Genomic DNA, 21,294 nt, shown 5'->3' on the forward strand with positions numbered 1-21,294 from the left:
ATGGTTATTTTTTAAATTTGTCGCATAACGCCTGAGTCGCGCTACGAAATACGCCCAAATCACTGCCAACAGCGACAAAGGTTGCCCCCCATTCGAGATAACGGCGGGCATCAGCTTCAACTGGCGCCAAAATACCGCTCGGCTTACCCTGTGCTTTAGCGCGATCAAAAATATGACGAATCACTTTTTGTACTTCGGGATGATTGGGCTGCCCCAGATAACCCAATGCCGCCGACAGATCGCCCGGTCCAACAAAAATACCGTCCACCCCATCAACGGCGGCGATAGCATCAATATTATCCACCCCTTGCTGGCTTTCGATTTGCACCAGTACGGTGATGTTGTCGTTGATGGTGGCAAAGTAGTCGGGTACGGTGCCGTAATTGTTACCGCGATGAGACACAGAAACCCCGCGGATCCCCGCCGGTGGATAACGGGTCGAGGCAACCGCACGTATGGCTTCTGCTTCGTTTTCAACAAACGGGATCAGGAAGTTATAAAAACCGATATCCAATAAGCGTTTTATAATGATGGGTTCATTACAGGGCGCACGTACAACCGGTGCGCTATTACTGCCTTTCAGCGCCATGAGTTGTGGAATAAACGTCGTAACATCGTTCGGCGCATGTTCACCGTCCAGAACCAACCAGTCAAAACCCGCCAGGCCCAGCACTTCGGCTGAAATATGATTTGCCAGTGCACTCCAGCAACCAATAAGGGTTTGCCCTTGTTGTAGGTTGCGGCGGAACTGATTAGGATAATTTTGCAGACTCATTTTCGATCCTTATAATTGAACGCCCGGATGGAACGACGGCTCGATGCAGGACGTGATGCAATTCAGGTTGCCAGCGCACACGGCAGTGGGTGTTAGTCGTTAATTTTGCGCCTGTTTTGTAAGATTTTTTCTATTTACGGTTCACGATGATCATTATAGAAACCCCGTTCCAATAAACCATCAGGCAAAAGAACAGGAATTATGAGTTATTCACCAATCGTTATAGGCAGATGCACAATAAAATGCGCCCTGCTTCACAGACTGCTAAATAGCAAAAATCGTGCGGTGATTTTGTCGTTATAAATTAACAAACAACTAAAGGGTAAAGAGTTAGAAAAATGTCGCCGTAGTAATGATAAGGTACAGAGTCTGCTGGCAGAAAATGTCCATACCTGCCGATGTCTATTAATCAGTACGCAGGGTATAGACTATTTGCACCATAGGCGGTGGTAAACCACACTTGCCAGATAAGCGGTTGGAGGAGAGCAACGTGCAACGTGAACAAGTTTTAAGCAGTGCGCTCAATCTATTGGAGCAGCAAGGACTGGCAAACACCACGCTGGAGATGCTGGCAAAAGAGGTGTCAGTTGAAGTCAGTGATCTGGCCCGTTTCTGGCCGGATCGTGAAGCTTTGTTGTATGACTGTCTGCGCTTTCATGGCCAGCAGATAGATACCTGGCGGCGACAATTGCAACTGGACGAGACCTTATCACCCAAACAAAAGTTACTGGCGCGTTACCAGACGCTAGGTGAGCAAGTGCAGAATCAGCGTTACCCCGGTTGCTTATTTATTGCTGCATGCAGTTTCTATCCCGATAATGAACACCCGATCCACCAGTTGGCTGAACAGCAGAAACAGGCCTCACTACTCTATACCCAAGAGCTGTTGCAAGAGATGGACGCTGATGATGCAGCTATGGTTGCACAACAGATGGAACTGATTCTGGAAGGTTGTTTGAGCAAACTGCTGGTTAAACGTCAACTCGTCGATGTTGAAATTGCCAAGCGCCTGGCTGAAGATGTATTGGAAGTCGCGCAATGCCGTAAAAATGGCGCACTGGGTTAAGTAATTTACCACTAAGTTTTATCGCTGCCCTGAGATAATTTCTGGTTCTTTTGTCTGAAAAGAGAGCAGTCAGTACAGTTTTAGTGGTTTTAAACCATAAATTCGTTGACGATCAGCGGCCAATACGGTTTAATGCGCCCCGTTGCCCGGATAGCTCAGTCGGTAGAGCAGGGGATTGAAAATCCCCGTGTCCTTGGTTCGATTCCGAGTCCGGGCACCACTATTTATAAGGCCTCGCTGCAAAGCGGGGCTTTTTCGTATCTGGATTCTGCTCTATTTCCGCTCCGACTCCCTATCCATTACTGACACGATTTCAATAGATTTCCCCCTGTAAGCATCCCGCGCAAACAAACTATTCAATTTTAGAGATCTTTCGACATATTGATGATTTGTGCGGCGGAGACACCTCTCTTCATGAGCAATGTCCTTATATTGTGGATGAGTTATTACCAGAATAGCCGTGTATTCGTTTTTTGAAGAGCAGCTCGGGGGTTAGCCAACCCATCCAAAATAATAAAAACAAAAAAGAGGTACTGCTTTCGCGCAAGGTGGCAGATTAATTTACTGTGGGGCAGGCACTTCTGGTCGCTTGGTGATGTTGGATGCGAGCGAATGCCCGCCAATTTATGGTACGCTGCGAGAAATGGTCGTAGGGCTGATCGCTGGCGGTAATACTGCTATTTTACAGGCAGTTGAAAATGCAGAAGATAGCCGCAAAATGGGTGAGCAATACCTGCATAACCTCAATTTTAATGCACATGATGTGTTAGTGGGCATTGCAGCAAGTGGCCGCACACCTTATGTATTGGGGGCTATGGCCTATGCACGCCATGTTGGCACTAGCGTAGTGGCTATTTCCTGTAATCAAAATAGTGAAATGAGTACAACCGACACTGTAAAACAGCCATTATGATGATCCTAAGTGGTATGTCTGCTGAGGAAGCTAGCGCTATCCTTAACAAAAATAAGGGATTTATCGGTAAAGCGCTACAGGAGATTAAAGTATAACTATGGCGAAAATAACCGGCACTACGATAGACCAAATTTTACTCTTCACGGGCGGGAGTAAAAATATCATTGTCTGCGGAAACTGCATGACAAGGCTCCGTCTCACCTTAAAAGACCGTCAACTGATACAACATGACGACCTGAAAAAAATCCCTGGAGTGATGGGGGTGGTGAACAGCGATGATCAACTGCAAATCATTCTCGGGCCGGGCAAAGCCCAGACCGCCAGCGAGATGATGAACAAGCTCCTGGGTTCTGAACCGCAGCAGGGACATGAAAGTGCTCAGGATGTTGATTTGCAGGTGCTAGCCAGCCAGACAAAACAGCAAATGAAAGCGAAACAAAAAAGCGCTGTTCATAGTTTTCTGGCCAAATTCGCCACCATTTTTACCCCACTCATTCCAGGGTTCATTGCCGCAGGATTACTATTGGGGATAGCAACATTACTCCAGCAGACACTGGCATTGGACGGCGTTATTCAGTCTCCATGGCTGGCGGCACTGATTGCATACATGAAAGTATTTAGCATCGGCTTGTTCACTTTCCTTAGCATTCTGATTGGCTTTAATACGCAGCAAGCCTTTGGTGGGACGGGGGTCAACGGCGCAATTATCGCTTCGCTATTTATTTTACGCTATGTGCCGGAAGGTACCGTCGGCTACTACGGTGGCATGGAAAACTTCTTTGGTCTGGCAATTGACCCGCGCGGCAATATCATTGGGGTTCTGTTGGCCTGTATCTTGGGCGCATGGATTGAGCGACAGGTGCGCCGTTTTATCCCTGATAATCTGGATATGATCCTGACATCGGCGATAACGTTACTCGCTACAGGAGCAATCACTTTCGTTGTTATCATGCCAGTGGGTGGCGAGCTGTTTAAGGGGATGTCATGGCTGTTTATGCATTTGAATGGTAACCCGTTTGGTACTGCCATTCTGGCAGGGTTATTCCTGATTGCAGTAGTGTTTGGTATCCACCAAGGGTTTGTTCCGGTCTATTTCGCCTTAATGGATGCACAAGGATTTAACTCATTATTCCCTATTCTGGCCATGGCGGGTGCCGGTCAGGTGGGTGCGGCACTGGCACTTTATGCTCGTTCGCCAAAAGGTTCAGTCCTGCGGACACAGATTAAAGGGGCTATTTTCCCTGGGCTACTGGGGATCGGTGAGCCGCTTATTTATGGCGTAACGTTACCACGCCTGAAGCCTTTTATTACCGCATGTTTAGGCGGTGCTGTCGGCGGCTTCTTTATTGGCCTTGTTGCCTGGTTGGGATTACCGGTGGGCCTGAATACCGTGTTTGGCCCATCTGGCTTGGTATCTATTCCTCTGATGACATCAGCCCAAGGTATTTTCGCCGGGATGCTGGTGTATGTGGCTGGTCTGGTTATTTCGTATATTTCCGGGTTTATCCTGACGTGGCTTTTCGGGCATAAGGATGTCGATTTAAGTTGATCTCGTGCTAAACGGTTTGGCCCTGCCCGGCAGGGCCAGCTGAAATCTTTCCGTTATTTTTATTATTCTCATCCCCATATCAACCGAACTCACCTGTTCCTATCGACACCAAGTCTAGATGACCGACTCATCCAGCCAGAATGTTAGCAAGCCGCGACTGATGAGCGCCTTGTTGTAAGCTGTCCAATGGATGATATCGAACCTTTGTTTTGCCACGAGATACTGCAATATCATCAGAAATGTGGTGATCCAAACCTGATTAGGGCTAAAAGTTCGATTTATTCAACAAAGATCTTATTTTTATAACTCAGTTAGTTGACTGATAATTAAGTGCCTTCGCTAATTTAGAATCTGGTTTCGCCAGTTTATCTAAACGCTTTTCATCAATGCTGTTCAGCTGGCCTAAAGCTCTTGCCGTTTGACCTGAATGCCCTATCAGTTGCTGCTTGGGTACATTCACCATCAGGGTTGCGGCGTCTTCCAGAGCCTTGATATAGTCATCTTGCTTATGCAAATTATAACGTTTTAAATCCATCTTACTGCGTAATAGCTGTCCCCAATAAAACTCGAGGAAAGGTATTTCTTTATAAGGCTTACCCGTTTCAGGGTTAAGATTTTTATCAGACTTATCGTAAGATATACCGCGTAGATAATAGAGTATTGAGCGATATGGATCGTCCTGAAAAGCACTCGTCCCCAGGGTTGCAGGCAATTGAGAGAACGTAATTGGTTTCCCCTCGGCATCAATAGGGAGAAAATGTTTAAGTTCAGTCATCTGTTGTTCGAACTGAGCTTGAGTAAATAACGTTCCGTCGTTGTCACGGCTTATATTCTGCCTGACCAGTACGCTTAAGGTCACATCACCGCCACCACCGGGTGCATCCCAAAAGCTGTTAAATGCATGATGACCATCAGTCAGGTAAAGTTTCCCCATTGGTCCGATATCAACCGTGTTCATATCAGCTTTATTGGTTCCTATAGCCTGTTTACAGGTATATGAAGTGGGATCTTTCGGTGTTGATGACAGGCTATATTTAGCCAGTTTCCCTGCCCCTTGAACTTTACACAAATCGTTGAATAAGTGCTTTGAATCGCTAGCATAATCAGCCAAATCACCTGCAATCTGGAGCTTACCTACGGTTATTTGGGTCGGATGCAACTCACTGAGCTTAATTTGAATAACATCGCCGGGTTTAGTGAGTAAGTCGTTATGGGGAAGAGATTGTGCCGCGCACAAATTAACTGAATAGAGTATTAGTCCACAAAATAATAAAATAGAGGCCGAAAATAACTCGCTAGCCCATCTTACCTGGGTAGCTCCAGCCTGATATAAGTAATTTTTGCTCAAAGACACATTGAACTCCTCAAGTGGACATTAACATTTCCTACCAATTTCATTGGCATATTGATTAAGCGTAGAATATCTCCCCCCTCGCAGTAGCACGTACTGCGAACATTATCTGGCGTTTATGGCAGTTGATACCCTATTTGCAATACCAGCGTAGGTTCCAGAGGATAATAATACCCAGAAAATATCGACCATGAAATTAGCGTATCGATTAACCTGCCAGATAAAGAGATGCTCCAGTTTATCAGATGTTACATTGAAAGCCATATGCAATAAAACCATCATTTACACTGGTTTGTGATGCAGAAGCATTAGGTTCATAAAAGTCTCCATTTTGAGCCAAAGCAGGAGATCTACATGCAGCAACAATGGTTAATATAGTGATGAGTTTTTAATTATTCACTCTCTGATTACAATAAGGGACGTATAAACACGACGCGTTGCCCTATTGATTGATGTGGCTAATCCATCTGTCAATCAATACAGGGGAACTTAAATAAACGCTGGTATAACTTAAAAAATTATAATTAACTATTCCAGCAAAATAAATTTAACTATTCCATCTAAAGTAGCAATATAAACACATTGGGATCCCTGTTATTTTTTATCAAATAATAGGAACTGGAGATAATGAGATCGGTGAGTGACGACTCGTTATTTTTTCAATCCTATAATTGTGTTAACACTTTAGTATTTATTACTATTCAAATCCTCCACACCGCTGATGTTAATCATAACTATCACGTATAAAACTGTAGACTATTTTAGTTTTAAATAAAGTTTAATCAAACTGTCTGTTTAATTGATACTGTTTAATGTGCAGCTTATGTGATAGCACGTTAGCACCATTAGATAACAGCGGATAGGTTAAATAACCTTAGTTATCGTGGTGAAAAGACACTAAATGGTTTCGAGCTGATTAAGTTTAATGGCTTTGGCTCTAACAGTGAGCTTTCAAAATGGCATGATCGTGGAGGGTGTTTATGATTACTCGCTGGTGCATAGTGTGGATGCTAATGCCGCTAAGTTGACAATATATTCGTAAATTAAAATAGGCTAGAGTGATTTTAACAGGGATTCATTATGAATGATCTCATGACTGATATACTAATCGGCATCTCTATATTTATCGCATCTATAGTTTCCTCATTTGTTTTTGTATTTTTAATAAGATAATTTACGTTTAAAATGACAAGTTGAGAGGACGTTAAGCATTGATGCTCAACAATGTCTATTTTCAGTTAGAAGACATTGTTCTTGGCTCACTCTCCTACAAAACTCAAATGGATAAGTGTTAAAATACGTCAACGCCAGAGTATCCCCCCATTAGATACAAAAATAGGTTTCCCCTCGTAGATATGAAATGTTAATCATTTAGTTAAATAATACTAAAGAAATTTTCCATGTCATTTTACAAAAAAACAAATCAAGAAAATTCCTACAGCGATATGTATCATATCCTATATTTAACAAAATAAATTATAGCTATAATCACAGCATGATATAAAAACTCAATCATTAGTATGCCATATAATATTAAATACACTGTGGCGTAGCCTACACTCCATATTTACTAAAGTAAAAATGGTTATCGAGAACGGTTCAATTACATTAAAAACACCAATAATATAACCACTTGTTAATAAACAGATTTTTACTTAAAAAAATGAGAGATATAATATGCCTGCCTTTAAAAAAACTCTAATCGCTATTGCCTTTACATCAATAACAACGCCTGCTTTTTCCCAAATTATAGTAAATGGCACAACTGTAAATGCCCCTGATGGGACAGTAGTAGATACTGGCTTGATTAACGATTTTTCTGGGCATGCAGCAACGGTATCAAATGGTGGCGTATTAATTGCTGACGGTGATATCACATTAACGACTGGGGGTAATGCCGCTGATACTTTATATGCTTCTGGGGCAGGCTCACGTGTCGATTTTTTACACGGAAGTACATTAACCACTACAGGGACTGGCTCACACGGCGTGTATGCGCAAACTGGCGCCAGTGTTAACTTGAATGACGCAAATATTTCAGTTTCAGGGGCAAATGCCTCCGGCCTGTCACTGGTCTCTAATAGCCAAATTTCATTAAATAACAGTACCATTTCAGCAACAGGTGCCGGTGGCAAGGGTATAGCTGCTAATAATAGTTCAGTAATTATCAATAACTCTAGATTGACAACAACAGGTGCTTATCTCGGCTCAAGTGCCAGTGCTTTACAAATAGCAAATGGTTCACGAGGGAGCATGACCGGCTCATACGCCAGTACCGGTGGAGCCTCTGCCGCTGCGGTCTTCGTTGAAACAACAAATAGTGCAAATACTCAATTTGATATCATCGACAGTACCCTGGAAACATTCGGGGCGGGTACTGCGCTAGTCTCTTCTGAACTGAATGGTAATGGATCATCTTTAGCTACTGTCAGTGGAAATACGCAAATTATCACTCATCAGGCAACCGCAGTAAGTGCGAGAGGGCCAGGTGGTAAAATTGTTATTAACCCAGGAGCATCGGTTAAAACCCTCGGCGCTAATAATACCGCTATCCAGGCAGTTTTAGGCGGCCAGGCTGATATTACGGGTAGCACTATCAGTACAGCCAGTAATGGTGCAGTAGCCATGATGGCCAGTTCCGCGAGTTCTATTATTAGTCAGGGCAATAACATCAGTACGGTGGGTAATAATGCGTATGCTGTTCAGGCTAATGACAGTGGGACCACTGTTAATGTGACTAATACCAATATAGTTACTAGTGGTAATAACGCTGATGCAGTGAATAGTAACACACAAGCAATTGTGACTATGAATCAACAGAATGCCAATATACATAGTCAAAACGGCAAAACATTTAATGCTCTTGGTGGCACCATCAATGCAGTCCTTGATAACAGTAGTGTTATTAACAATGGCATATTAATAAATGCAGATACCGATGCTAGCCTGGCGAACTTTGGTATCGTTAATGTTAATGCAAACGATATGGTTTTAAATGGTGATATCCAGTCAGGTTTAGGTAGCCAAGCTAATCTCAGCATTAACAATACACAATGGAATGGTCTTGCACGTAATGGCGGCCAGGTGAATATTGATAGTCGCGCCATGTGGAATATGATGGCAAGTTCTGACGTCGCTGAGCTGACTAACGCCGGGACAATTAATTTCTCCAATCCTATTGCAGGCGACGTATTAACTGTCCATGGTGACTATATTGGTAATAACGGTAACTTATTGTTTAATACTGAATTAAATGACGACAACTCCATAACGGATAAAATGATCGTCGAAGGTAACACTTCAGGGAACACCTTCGTCAGCGTGACTAACGCGGGTGGCACTGGCGCGACAACGTTAAACGGTATTGAATTGATTCAGGTTAATGGCTTATCTGACGGTGAGTTTATTCAAAAGGATCGTATCGTTGCCGGTGCTTATGATTATTCATTGATGCGCGGTTCTGATGCTAATGCCAATAACTGGTATCTGACTAATGCTGTTATTCCTACGCCACCTTCAGACCCAACAGTTCCATCTGCTATGACTGAGCGTCCAGAAGCTGGCGGCTATACTGCCAACTTAGCCTCGGCTAATAATATGTTTGTCACTCGTTTGCATGATCGTTTGGGCGAAACTCAGTATATCGACGCACTGACTGGCGAACAGAAAGTAACCAGTATGTGGTTGCGTAACGAGGGTGGGCATAACCGTTTCCGTGATTCTCAAGATCAACTGAGCACACAGGCTAACCGTTATGTGCTGCAATTAGGCGGAGATATTGCTCAGTGGAGCAATAACGACATGGACCGTTTCCATCTGGGCGTTATGGCTGGGTATGGTAACAGCAAAAGCACCACCATCTCGCAAGTGTCCGGTTACAACGCTAAAGGGTCAACTGACGGTTACAGCGCCGGTGTCTACGGGACCTGGTATGCCAACGAGGCCGATAAGTCCGGCTTATATGTCGACAGTTGGGCGCAATACAGCTGGTTCAACAACACCGTTGACGGTCAAGATTTGAATACTGAAGAATATAAGTCTAAGGGGATAACTGCCTCGGTTGAGAGTGGTTATACCTTCAAAATCGGTGAAAATGCCGCTAAAAATGCCACCTACTTTATCCAGCCTAAAGCGCAGGTGACCTGGATGGGTGTGAAAGCTGACGACCATAAAGAAGCTAACGGCACGAATGTCTCTGGTGAAGGTGATGGCAATATTCAGACCCGTCTGGGTGTGAAAGCCTTTATGAATGGCTATAGCAGCCAGGATAAAGGTAAAGACCGAGTATTTCAGCCATTTGTAGAAGCAAACTGGATCCATAATACCAAAGACTTTGGTGTCACTATGGATAACGTGACAGTGAAGCAAGATGGAGCCGCCAATATCGGTGAATTAAAAGTGGGTGTTGAAGGCCAAATCAATAAAAAAGTTAACCTGTGGGGTAATGTTGCCCAGCAAATCGGCAACAAAGGTTACAGTGATACCGCTGTAATGCTAGGTGTGAAATATAATTTCTAATCTAGATTTCTATATTAGATATAAGTAAATAAAAATCAGATGATTATGGCCTGCTACAAATAGCTGAAATCTTAAGTTCTAATAAACTTAGCTATCAATTTTTCTGGCAGGCTAATTGACTTTCCCTTTAGATAGCCGCTGTTTTCAGCGAAGCATTATTGGGGGAAGGCATGGCGATTTTTGGCCTTTAGCAATGATGTTCACTACGGCTATATTTATCTTTCCGAGAGTATCATCAGTAAATACATCACTATTTCGCAGTGGATTTTCTTATTTTCATTCATTAGTTAAAAATAAAAGGAATTATTATATGAACTATTTTATCCTCAGTCAGTGCGGGCTTATGTCTTTCTCTTTCAAAATACTATTGAATGATGTGCTATACCAACATTCAGAAGACTCAGTAATAAGGGTTTACCGTTCTATTCCCTCACTGATAAAAAATATAGATGGGAAACTCAAGCTGATACTACTTGACATTACTGGATTCAAACATAGTGAAGTTCATGATCTATTAATTAAAATAAAGTCATCCCACAATGTAGGGATTATTTTATTTTGTGACAACTACTCTGACCTGTCTAACCTCCCTAATATATATCATGCAGTCATATACAGAAAAAGTAATATGCCTTACATCAAAAAAACAATAGGGACAATATGTCACAACCGCTATGACGGTCATTTCATACCTCTTGATGACGATAATCTTGTTAAAAATAAATTAACTAAACGAGAAAATGAAACATTACAATGTATTATATCAGGTTTAAATTCTGTTCAGATTTCAAAAAGGTTATCACTCAGTTATAAAACCGTCAGTGGCTATCGTCGTAGTATCTGTAGAAAATATGGCATTAACAATTTAAATGTTTATTATTTAAAATATAGAGAAGAAAGTCAGTAGCCGCGAGCCTCATTAACGTAATAGGACATACACTACCGCAAAAGTAGTCGCTAATCGTGCGGGCTAGAGTATTAATGGAAAACTTGCCCATTTTTTCAAAGCTACCCTATAAACTGGTGTACCAATCTAGTTGCAAGATCGGCATTTTCTGCATCAAAGTTGGCATTATCCCCATCACAAAACCCATGATGGCTGCTGAATATGCGGCTATCAACATTAGGATATTTTTTTAGTTCACTTTGCAGGATTGTCGTGTCGAAAGAAGCCTCATGTCGGGCAAGGATGACAAGGGCTGGACAAGGTGGCGCAATATCGCTGTGCTCGCGGATACGTGAACCGTAGTGGCAGACAACCCTTGCACATAACCCGCTTCTGGCCGCAAGCGTGGCTCCAACACTAAATCCTACGAGGATAAGATTGTCATACTGTGGCCGCAGAGTCTGGAGCAGAGTAACGATATGGGATGTGTCAAAACCTACATTTTCAATAAAATAGCGATATGCCTCATTCTGCTGTGCATAGCTAAATGGCTCATCACGCCCAATAAGATTGAGGCAATAAACGTCCCTCTCCATCGCATGATATTCATGACACACCCGCCTGATATGCGGATTAATACCATAAATCTCATGTAGTACTACGATGGCGGTATTGCTTCCACATTTTAGCTCTAGCATTAGGCGTTATCGATTTCCGTTTTGTGCACCCAGGCTGACAAATACCATTCGGCAGTAAATGGTAGGACACTCCGCACTGTCACTCACTCATGTAGAGATTTTGTGCTCACTACATCATCGAAAAGTCACACAAAAAATAACTTTCAATATCAATTTATTATATAGCCAAACTATTTTCTACATCGTCTTCCAATCCTTGCGCTGATTGAAGACCAAAATGACTATTACGTCTCACATTGAGTAAAATCACCCCATGATTTGCCACTAACCTCTAAATGAGCAGCATAACTAACCAGAATTACGATTTATACTATAATAAACAATAAGATGCCATACACTGACTTCGGTGATGTGAAGCCAGCATTACGCTAATTGAAAATAACTACTCTTCTGTCACTGGCATAAACTCGGCCAATTTCTGCTTCTGTTTACCCCGGTCATCCAGGTTAGCTGAGCTTAGCCAAAGCTGTATAGCTCGCCGAATCCCTGGCCATTCACTCTCGATAATAGAATACCAACGGGTGTCACGACTATGCCCTTTGGATACTTGTATTTGTCTGAAAGTACCTTCGTATTGAAATCCCAAGCGTTCTGCCGCTTGAATCGCTGGCTGGTGCAAACTGTCACACTTCCACGCACATCGCCGGTATTGCAAAGTATCCAGCGCATAGGATAGCAAAAGAAATATTGCCTCAGTGCTGCATAAAGTACGTTTCATCAACGGTGACCAGTTAATCCAACCGATTTCTACCGCCCCATTCTCGGGGTCAATGCGTTGTAACGCGATAAAACCTACTGCTTTTCCGGTGGAGTAATTGATGACTGAATAAAAGAGAGGGTCCTTACTTGCACTAAGAGAGGCAATATAATGGTCACATTGCCTAATTGTGATGGGGCGATTAATGTGAAAGTAAGTCCAGTCACGCTCGTCATCAATGCTGTGCCAGGCTTCAAATAGATCCTTGCTATGCTTGATATCAATAGGTTCAAGGAGGCAATAGTCTCCTTTGAGGATAATCCGTTGGGGAGTTGTTCGAGGCAACCAGTCGGGTAATGATTTGCCCAGTGCTTGCCCATAGATATTTAATTCTGTCATTATAAATCATACCTGTGTTATGAAATTTATAAGTTTTCGGCAAGTTTTTCAAAAAACTCAGTGAATCCACCCTAAAATAATGTCACTTTGATCTTTAACTTTTCCAATCGTGCTGATTTCTCCAAGAAGAAAGTGATATTGGCCGTGCCCATAAATTCAAATTATTCAGAAAACACATCCTATTTTTGAATAATTAAGTCTTATAAAGAATGACACTTCTTGATAATTTGTTATGTGATATCTATTGAGCAATTCAATTTTAAATTTAATAAACCACATTAGATCATGATAAACATGAGTATTTCACCTTTTATTTATTGTACTAATTATAACCAACTCATTTAATCAAGTGAGCTAATAGGTCTAATCTTGATGGCCTAATGTATAAATATAATTTTATCACTTCATTAAAAACACATTATTTACTCTATAACAAAAAAAACAACTCAAGATAAAATCTCAACCGCCGATAATAATAAAGATGAAATATAAAACAATTTACTCAACTATTTTATAGACACCGAAATTAGTTATTAACTGCCTTTCCAAGGTATCTTTCCCGTGTCCGACATTTGAGGTTTAATAACATGAGATTCATACAAAATATTAAAATAAGAACGGCACTTATACTCATTCTCATCGTGTTTTCACTGTTGTGGGCCGGGGCATCAGGCTTTGCTTTATACTCTCTTAAGCAATTAAACCAAGAGCTAGGTGTAACCCATACTCAGCAGCAAAATGGCGATATTATTAATAGTGCCAATGCACAATACTACCGCGCGACAACAGCGATGGAACGTGCTATGGGAGCAATGGCGAAAAATGACACTGGAGTTTTCGATCTTGAGATGAAGGCAACTCTTACCGAATTAGACGGCCTTAAAAATGGGCTCAGTCAATTTAAAACTATTGATCATGGGAAAATTGACTCAACCACAATAGATGATATTTATAACAGTTCTTTTAATCTCTATAACAGTGCAGTTTTGCCGATGTTTGAATCAGCAAGAGAGAAAAATATAAACAATTTTGAAGTAATAAAAACAGGTAAATATCTTCCGTTAAGACGGAACTTCAGTGCAGCGATAGACAAATACAACGCAAAAATTATATCCCTAAATGAAGAAGCAAATCAGCGGATTTCCCAATGGCTAGTGTGGTGTCAATATATCCTAGTCAGTGCGTTATTAATCAGTGTGCTGATCATGGTAACAACCGACCGCTATCTGGTTAACTTTCTCGTTAAGCCTTTGAACAGAGTAAAAGCTCATCTTGAATCTCTGGCACAAGGCATACTTGACCACAACATCGTAGATCAGGGTAGAAACTGTATTGGCCAGTTAATTCCTTATATTAACAAGATGCAGGATAACTGGGCCAAAACGGTGTTTGAAATCCGCAACAGTGCGGATTCGATTTACAGGGGTTCTAGTGAGATATCAGTCGGAAATACCGATTTGTCTTCCCGAACTGAAGAACAAGCCTCGGCGCTGGAAGAGACCGCCTCCAGCATGGAACAACTCGGTTCAACCGTTCAGCAGAATGCAGATAATGCCGGTCAGGCAAGTACACTGGCGAACCAGGCCACTCGGGAAGCACAACAGGGCGGCGTAATTGTCAGTGGCGTCATTGCCACCATGACGAAAATTACCAGCAGCTCACATAAAATCGTCGATATCATTGGCGTCATCAACAGTATTGCGTTTCAAACCAATATTCTTGCGTTAAATGCCGCGGTCGAAGCAGCACGAGCAGGGGAACAAGGCCGGGGATTTGCCGTTGTCGCCAGTGAAGTGAGAAATTTGGCGCAACGCAGCGCACAGGCAGCAAAAGAGATTGATGTGCTGATCAATGAGTCAGTTAAAAATATTAAATCCGGGTCTGAACAGGTGACGCGAGCAGGTGATGCGATGGACAAAATCGTGAGCTCAGTCAGCAACGTAAATGACATTATGAGCGAAATAGCCGCAGCCTCGACCGAACAGAGTAAAGGGATCAGCCAAATTGGTTCTGCGGTGGTTCAAATGGACAGCGTCACGCAGCAAAATGCCGCCTTAGTGCAGCAATCTGCTGCTGCTGCTGCCTCGCTGGAAGAGCAGGCTCGTCAACTAACAGAAATTGTCTCGGTATTTAAAATCAAAGGAAAGGCACCTGGCGTTTCAACAGGCCCTCTGCTCAGGCCAAAGACACGAATTAAGAGTGTCGCATTAGTCGCAGAACAGGGCGGCTGGACTAAGTTTTAATGTTACCGCCCTTCGCTGCCTGCCAGCGAAGGGCACAGCGTACCCTCAATGATTCCCCCCTCATACTCCCACAGAGAAATATTGCCCACTGCCAATACCTCAGCGGTATATCCTCCTGTTTTTATGCGCTCTCTTTCTCAGCGACTTCTGGAGAAAATTTATAAATCAATAAGGATTCCACCGGATATAGGACCGCTTTCGCTGCGGGCATACCAAGCAGATATCCCTGGCCAATATCACACCCAATATCCTGTAGACGCACAAGTTGACTGGTGTGTTCGATACCTTCGGCGGTGACTTTCACCCCCAGAGAACTGGCCAATGAGATAATGGCACGTACGATTTTTTCTTTTTTTTCATTGTGTTGGAAAGTATCGATGAAGCTCTTATCAATCTTTAACTTATCAAATGAGAAGTTGCAAAGCTGAGAAAGGCTGGAGTAACCGGTACCAAAATCGTCTAACGCAATTTTTATTCCCTCATCCCTCAGTTTTTTAAGCGTAAATCGGGCTACATTGGCATTCTGAAAAAGTGCACTTTCCGTGATTTCTACCTCCAGACGATCTGCGGGCAGCCCCAACTCATTCATGACACTCATGATGCGCGTGCTCAGTTGCTTATTACACAGCAGTATCGGGGAAATATTAAATGACAGTACCAGATGAGCAGGCCAGCTTAATGTTTCGAGACAGGCCCGCCGAAACAACTGCTCCGTCAGCTCAGAGATTTTACCCATCTCTTCTGCCAGAGGGATGAATAGAGTAGGGGAAATGAATTTGCCTGGGGAAATCTCCCAGCGCGCAAGGGCTTCAAAACCGACTGTTTTTTCGGTTCTCAGGTCCACTAACGGCTGGTAATAGACAGAGAATGCATTACTCGCCAACGCTTTCTTAAAATCACTCTTAAGTTGGGCTCGGGATAAAAGTGTATTCTGCATCAAGGGAGTAAAGACTCGGACTTCCTCACGACCGGCCTTCTTAGCAATGTACAAAGCACAGGCCGATTGCTGAATAGCTTGTCGAAGATCGCCAGAATCTTCAGGATAGCGGGAGATACCAACATTGGCGGCTATATTAAAGGTAAAGCCGCCAATTTGAATAAGGCTGCAAATAGTCTTCACTATGCGTTCGCCCAGCAATGATAGGTCCGCTTTATCTTTATTTGACTTTAATACCAAAAACTCATCACCACGTAATTTATAGACATTATCTGGGAACATATAAGAGAGACGTTGTCCAACCAGCTTAAATATTTCATTTCGGTGGCCGTAGTCGAGCAGATCGTTGACATCTTTAAACTTATTAATCTCTATACTTAGAACCACATAATTTAGTGCATCTTTATTCTTAGCAGAACGTGAAATATAAGAGTCGAGAAATTTTTGGTTAGGTAGGTCCGTTAAAATATCATGGTCAGACATCCAGTTGATGCTCTTTTCTGCCTCAATACGTTTCGCTATCTCCTTTGACATTCTGTTTATTCGCAATGAGCTATAGATAAACCCCAGCAATCCGGTGACATTTAGTGCAATAAAAACCGCATCTAGATTATATTTCTTATATTTTGACAAATAGGGAAACAGCACCTCACTTAAATTAAATATGAACACAAAAAAATATGCGATTAAAAATATAAACCCACCAAATAAAAATTCAATCTTTATATTATCATGAGATGTTGGCAACATAAGTATCCCTTAAGATAATAATATTATCTTCATAATGTCATATGATGAACCACCCTATCTCGCCTAACACAACGACAATATCAAGCCATCATCCAGTTGATAATGAGTTATCGGCAAAATAAATATAAAGTTTAGATATAATCATTTTTTAGTCGATCAAAAAATTATTTTGACACTTTTGACAAAAAATCCATTTTGTTTATCGGGCAGAAAAAAGGTACTTCGATCAAGTGATAGTATACTCTCTGACAGAAATAAAGATGGATTATCAGCAGCTTAATTTTACATCCTAAAATCAGGAGGATTATGAAATTGCCTTTTCAACAGGTTATTATATTTGTCACACTATACTGCACGTATTTTCACTGAGAACCAGAGAGTGATAAGCTTTAAAGATAATCCATTCTCGGATTTCAATATTAGCGTAAGACACGTACGAATGAAGTAATGGTTTTATCGTCAGCTTGATTCTAACTCTCTGATTTTAATTCTCGAATTTGCTGAGAGATGACGTTAAAACGCGCAATTCACCAAATCAAACTGCATCATCAGGTGATTCCGGGGGCCGAAGCGATGTCATTATTGACCGAGCACACCTTTCCCCGTCATTCCCATGACGAGTTTGGCATCGGTATCTTTGTTCAGGGATCACAACATTCATGGAGTAACATCGGCAGAGTTGAGTCTTCAGCCGGAGATATCATCATGGTCAACCCCGCTGAAATTCATGATGATCTACCCGTTCAAGGCGCCCGTAGCTGGCATATGATTTATATCAACCCGGCAGTCATTGCATACGAACTGCGGGAATGGCCTCAGGCAGAAAGTGACAGTGACTAGGGCGAATCGGCTATGCTCAACATCACTACAACGTAAAGCCGGATTAAAGTGCGAAATACGCAGAGATAAGCTATTGGCCCCTCTTGTTAGGGAGGGGCTAACAATTATAACGTATTGGTGAAGGTTCGGGAGACCACATCCTGCTGCTGCTCGGGCGTCAGGGCGTTAAAACGTACGGCATAACCAGAAACACGGATGGTGAGATTTGGATAGTTTTCTGGATGTTCGATGGCATCCAGCAGCATATCGCGATTCATGACATTGACATTAAGATGCTGCCCACCCTCCATCGACTCATCATGGTGGAAATAACCATCCAGCAGGCCGACCAGATTATTATTACGCACCGCCGAGTCCTTGCCCAAGGCCGCAGGGACAATCGAAAACGTGTAAGAAATCCCATCTTTGGCATATTTGAACGGCAGCTTGCTGACAGAGGAGAGTGATGCCACGGCCCCTTTGCGATCACGGCCATGCATAGGGTTGGCACCTGGTGCAAATGGCATACCGTCGCGTCGGCCGTCGGGGGTATTACCCGTTTTCTGTCCATACACCACATTAGAGGTAATAGTCAGAATTGACTGCGTCGGCACTGCATGGCGATAGGTTGGCAGCTTGCTGATTTTCTTCATAAAACGCTCAACTAAATCACAAGCAATAGTGTCGACACGCTCGTCGTTGTTACCGTACTGAGGATATTCGCCCTCAATGGCAAAATCGACAGCCAGCCCATCGGCATCACGGATTGGTTTAACCTTGGCGTATTTAATGGCTGAAAGCGAATCCGCCGCTACCGAAAGCCCGGCGATACCGCAGGCCATGGTGCGATAAACATCGCGATCATGTAGTGCCATCAGTGACGCTTCGTAGCTGTATTTGTCATGCATATAATGGATGAGATTCAGGGCGCTGATATATTGCACCGCTAACCAATCCATAAACACGTTGAGGCTAGCCATCACCCGTTCATAGTCCAGCACGTCATCGGTCATCGGGGCACATTTCGGGCCGACCTGAATTTTGAGTTTTTCATCCATGCCACCATTGATGCAATACAGCAGCGTTTTAGCCAGATTGGCGCGCGCACCAAAGAATTGCATTTGCTTACCGATCACCATCGGGCTAACACAGCAGGCAATCGCATAATCGTCGCTATTAAAATCTGGCCGCATCAGATCGTCATTTTCATATTGCAACGAAGATGTCTGAATCGAGACATTGGCCGCATAACGCTTAAATGCCTGTGGCAACGCCTCCGACCATAAAATGGTTAAATTAGGCTCCGGCGCTGGCCCCATGGTTTCCAACGTGTTGAGATAACGGAAGGTATTCTTGGTCACTAAGGTTCGGCCATCCAAGCCCATTCCGCCCAGCACTTCCGTGGCCCAAATCGGATCACCGGAGAACAGTGAATCAAACTCAGGTGTCCGCAGGAAACGCACCATGCGAATCTTCATGATGAAGTGATCAATAAGCTCCTGCGCCTGCTGCTCGCTCAACACCCCGTTGGCTAAATCGCGCTCGATATAAATATCGAGGAATGTCGCGGTGCGGCCCAGTGACATCGCACCACCATTTTGCGATTTCACCGCGGCCAGATAACCAAAATAGAGCCACTGAATAGCTTCTTGAGCATTTTTGGCCGGTCCTGAAATATCGCAACCGTAGCGTGCGGCCATGGTTTGAATCTGCAACAGCGCGTGGCGATGCTCAGCCAGCTCTTCGCGCAAACGAATCACACTTTCCAACTCAATACCTTGCTCAAGTTGTGGCTGTAAATCGGCAAACTGTAGCTCACGTTCCCGCACCAGATAGGCAATGCCATACAGTGCGATACGCCGATAGTCGCCAATAATTCGCCCTCGTCCATAGCCATCCGGCAGGCCGGTCAAAATGCCGGATTTACGACATTTCAGCATCTCAGGCGAATAAACATCGAACACGCCTTGATTATGGGTTTTACGTAAATCAGTGAAGATATATTTGAAGTTGGCATCCATCTCACGGCCATAGGCGTCAAATGCGCTTTGCACCATGTTGATACCGCCAAAAGGATGTAACGCACGCTTCAGGGGTTTATCGGTCTGTAGCCCGACGATTTTTTCCAGCTGTTGTTCAATGTAACCCGCTTTATGGGCAGTGATGGTGGTGGCAATATCATCATCAAAGTCTACCGGCGCATGAGTCGCATTCTCCAAACGAATCCCCTCCATAACCTGCTCCCACAATTTTTGGGTCGCAGGGGTGGCGCCGGAGAGAAACGACTCATCACCTTCATAAGGTTGATAGTTCTGCTGGATAAAATCTCTGACATTAATTTCGCTATGCCAATTGTTCCCGCTAAATCCGAGCCATGCATCGGCATATTTTTTATTATTTACATCAACATCAATCTTCATGAACAAACTCCAATAAACAGAATATAGCTGGTGATTTCATGGGGTTGAGGGTCAAAAAACAGCCTCGGAAACCGCTGCGTCCTGTTGCGCATAGCCAAGGCGGACCGCATCAAGCGCAATCATTTTTTCTTCATTGGTGGGGATAACTGCGGCAACGACCCGTGAGCGGGCGGTAGTGATGACATGAGAGGTTCCATGCTGTAGCCGGTTGTTTTTACCGTGATCGATGTCGACACCAAAAACGGCCAGATGCTCCAGCGTTAACTGACGGATAAGCGATGAGTTTTCGCCAATTCCCCCGGTCAGAATCAGGCCGTCGAACCGGCGCAGCGAACTGATATGCCCGCCAATATGGCGTGCAAGGCGATGCACAAAGGTATGTATCGCCAGACGCGCCGCTTCATGCCCCTCGTGATAGGCTTTCTCCAGCGTCCGCATATCAGCAGACAGACCAGAGATCCCCAATAAACCGGACTCCTTATTAAGCATATGCTCCAAATCTTCCAGACTTTTCCCGGTTTGGCGCGCCAGATATGCCAGTGCGCCAAAGTCCACATCACCACTGCGTGTTCCCATGACCAAACCGTCCAATGGGGTCATGCCCATCGATGTATCAACGCTTTTGCCGTCCTGAACCGCGCAGACAGATGCACCATTCCCCAAATGAGCGATAATCAGGCCGCAATCGCTCCCATCAAATCCGAAGAAACTCGCGGCAAGCCCTGCCACATAGCGATACGACGTGCCATGAAAACCATAACGTCGTACCCCCTGTTCGCGGAAATAGCGGTAAGGTAGCGCATAAAGATAAGCCTCCGGTTTTAATGTTTGATGAAAACCGGTATCAAATACGGCGACTTGTTTAATGCCGGGAAATAGCTGGCGTGCCGCCTCAACGCCGTGCAAATTGGCGTAGTTATGTAGCGGAGCCAATGGCGAAACCTTTTTGATTTCCTCCACCACCCAATCATCAATCAGCACTGATTCACTGAATATTTCACCACCATGGGCAATACGGTGGCCAATCAGCGAAATTGATTTATTAAGGCCACGCTTTTCCAGCTCATCGGCAATCGCTGCTAATGCATCAACATAATTCCATTGAGCCAATTGAAATTGAGTGACTCTATCAATCCGCAAAAAAGGTTTTTCAGTGCCAATACCGTCGGCAATCCCGGAGATTACCGCGTCACAATTGTCGGCGGTCAGTACTGAAAATTTAATGGATGATGAACCACAGTTAATAACCAAAACTGTAGGATTTAATGTCATG

At 43.6% G+C, this 21,294-nt stretch carries 13 protein-coding genes, 1 tRNA gene and 1 pseudogene; 8 read left to right on the forward strand and 7 right to left on the reverse strand.

Translation table 11 applies throughout. The annotated features are described in order from the left end of the window. Window positions 1–4: 4 nt before the first annotated feature. Entirely contained in the window at window positions 5–775 is a 771-nt protein-coding gene (locus A6J66_014750) for a 2-dehydro-3-deoxyglucarate aldolase (GenBank protein ID PNM25329.1), read from the reverse strand. Window positions 776–1,265: 490 nt separating this feature from the next. Between A6J66_014750 and A6J66_014755 the strand changes: the two genes are divergently transcribed. The 4 genes and pseudogenes from A6J66_014755 (at window position 1,266) to A6J66_014770 (ending at window position 4,303) form a co-directional block, all read left to right on the forward strand. Beyond that, a complete protein-coding gene (locus tag A6J66_014755) occupies window positions 1,266–1,841 on the forward strand; it encodes a transcriptional regulator (protein PNM25330.1) in 576 nt (191 codons plus the stop codon). 144 nt (window positions 1,842–1,985) lie between these two features. Then, a tRNA-Phe gene (locus A6J66_014760) sits at window positions 1,986–2,061 on the forward strand. Window positions 2,062–2,376: 315 nt separating this feature from the next. Next, window positions 2,377–2,849, forward strand: a pseudogene (locus tag A6J66_014765) (hypothetical protein). Window positions 2,850–2,851: 2 nt separating this feature from the next. Further along, on the forward strand, window positions 2,852–4,303 hold the full coding sequence (locus tag A6J66_014770; protein ID PNM25331.1) for a PTS N-acetylmuramic acid transporter subunits IIBC: 1,452 nt from the start codon (window positions 2,852–2,854) through the stop codon (window positions 4,301–4,303). A 307-nt stretch (window positions 4,304–4,610) separates the two neighbouring features. Here A6J66_014770 and A6J66_014775 read toward each other — a convergent pair whose 3' ends face one another. Further along, complete coding sequence (locus A6J66_014775) at window positions 4,611–5,657, reverse strand: hypothetical protein (protein ID PNM25332.1); 1,047 nt, start codon at window positions 5,655–5,657, stop codon at window positions 4,611–4,613. A 1,674-nt stretch (window positions 5,658–7,331) separates the two neighbouring features. Here A6J66_014775 and A6J66_014780 point away from each other — a divergent pair. Continuing rightward, entirely contained in the window at window positions 7,332–10,172 is a 2,841-nt protein-coding gene (locus tag A6J66_014780; GenBank protein PNM25333.1) for an autotransporter outer membrane beta-barrel domain-containing protein, read from the forward strand. A gap of 193 nt (window positions 10,173–10,365) precedes the next feature. Next, window positions 10,366–11,079, forward strand: a complete 714-nt coding sequence (locus tag A6J66_014785) for a LuxR family transcriptional regulator (protein ID PNM25334.1) — start codon at window positions 10,366–10,368, stop codon at window positions 11,077–11,079. 101 nt (window positions 11,080–11,180) lie between these two features. On the opposite strand, the gene A6J66_014790 is transcribed toward A6J66_014785, so the two are convergent. Together A6J66_014790 and A6J66_014795 are read right to left on the reverse strand one after the other, a co-directional pair. After that, window positions 11,181–11,756 (reverse strand): dienelactone hydrolase, encoded by a 576-nt coding sequence (locus A6J66_014790; protein ID PNM25335.1) that lies wholly within the window; start codon window positions 11,754–11,756, stop codon window positions 11,181–11,183. A gap of 382 nt (window positions 11,757–12,138) precedes the next feature. Next, window positions 12,139–12,852, reverse strand: a complete 714-nt coding sequence (locus A6J66_014795; protein ID PNM25336.1) for an N-acetyltransferase — start codon at window positions 12,850–12,852, stop codon at window positions 12,139–12,141. A gap of 587 nt (window positions 12,853–13,439) precedes the next feature. Between A6J66_014795 and A6J66_014800 the strand changes: the two genes are divergently transcribed. Continuing rightward, entirely contained in the window at window positions 13,440–15,095 is a 1,656-nt protein-coding gene (locus A6J66_014800) for a methyl-accepting chemotaxis protein (protein ID PNM25337.1), read from the forward strand. 121 nt (window positions 15,096–15,216) lie between these two features. Here the strand turns inward: A6J66_014800 and A6J66_014805 are convergent, their stop codons facing one another. Next, window positions 15,217–16,782: a GGDEF domain-containing protein gene (locus A6J66_014805; GenBank protein PNM25338.1), complete on the reverse strand. Its 1,566-nt coding sequence runs from the start codon at window positions 16,780–16,782 to the stop codon at window positions 15,217–15,219. 507 nt (window positions 16,783–17,289) lie between these two features. Here A6J66_014805 and A6J66_014810 point away from each other — a divergent pair. Beyond that, window positions 17,290–17,622: a hypothetical protein gene (locus tag A6J66_014810; protein ID PNM25339.1), complete on the forward strand. Its 333-nt coding sequence runs from the start codon at window positions 17,290–17,292 to the stop codon at window positions 17,620–17,622. Between the two features lie 104 nt (window positions 17,623–17,726). Here A6J66_014810 and pflB read toward each other — a convergent pair whose 3' ends face one another. Next, a complete protein-coding gene (pflB, locus tag A6J66_014815; protein PNM25340.1) occupies window positions 17,727–20,021 on the reverse strand; it encodes a formate C-acetyltransferase in 2,295 nt (764 codons plus the stop codon). A gap of 51 nt (window positions 20,022–20,072) precedes the next feature. Beyond that, window positions 20,073–21,293, reverse strand: a complete 1,221-nt coding sequence (locus A6J66_014820; protein ID PNM25341.1) for a propionate kinase — start codon at window positions 21,291–21,293, stop codon at window positions 20,073–20,075. Window position 21,294: the final 1 nt, after the last annotated feature.

It is taken from the genome of Yersinia enterocolitica (assembly GCA_002082245.2).
In the GTDB taxonomy this organism is placed as follows: domain Bacteria; phylum Pseudomonadota; class Gammaproteobacteria; order Enterobacterales; family Enterobacteriaceae; genus Yersinia; species Yersinia enterocolitica_E.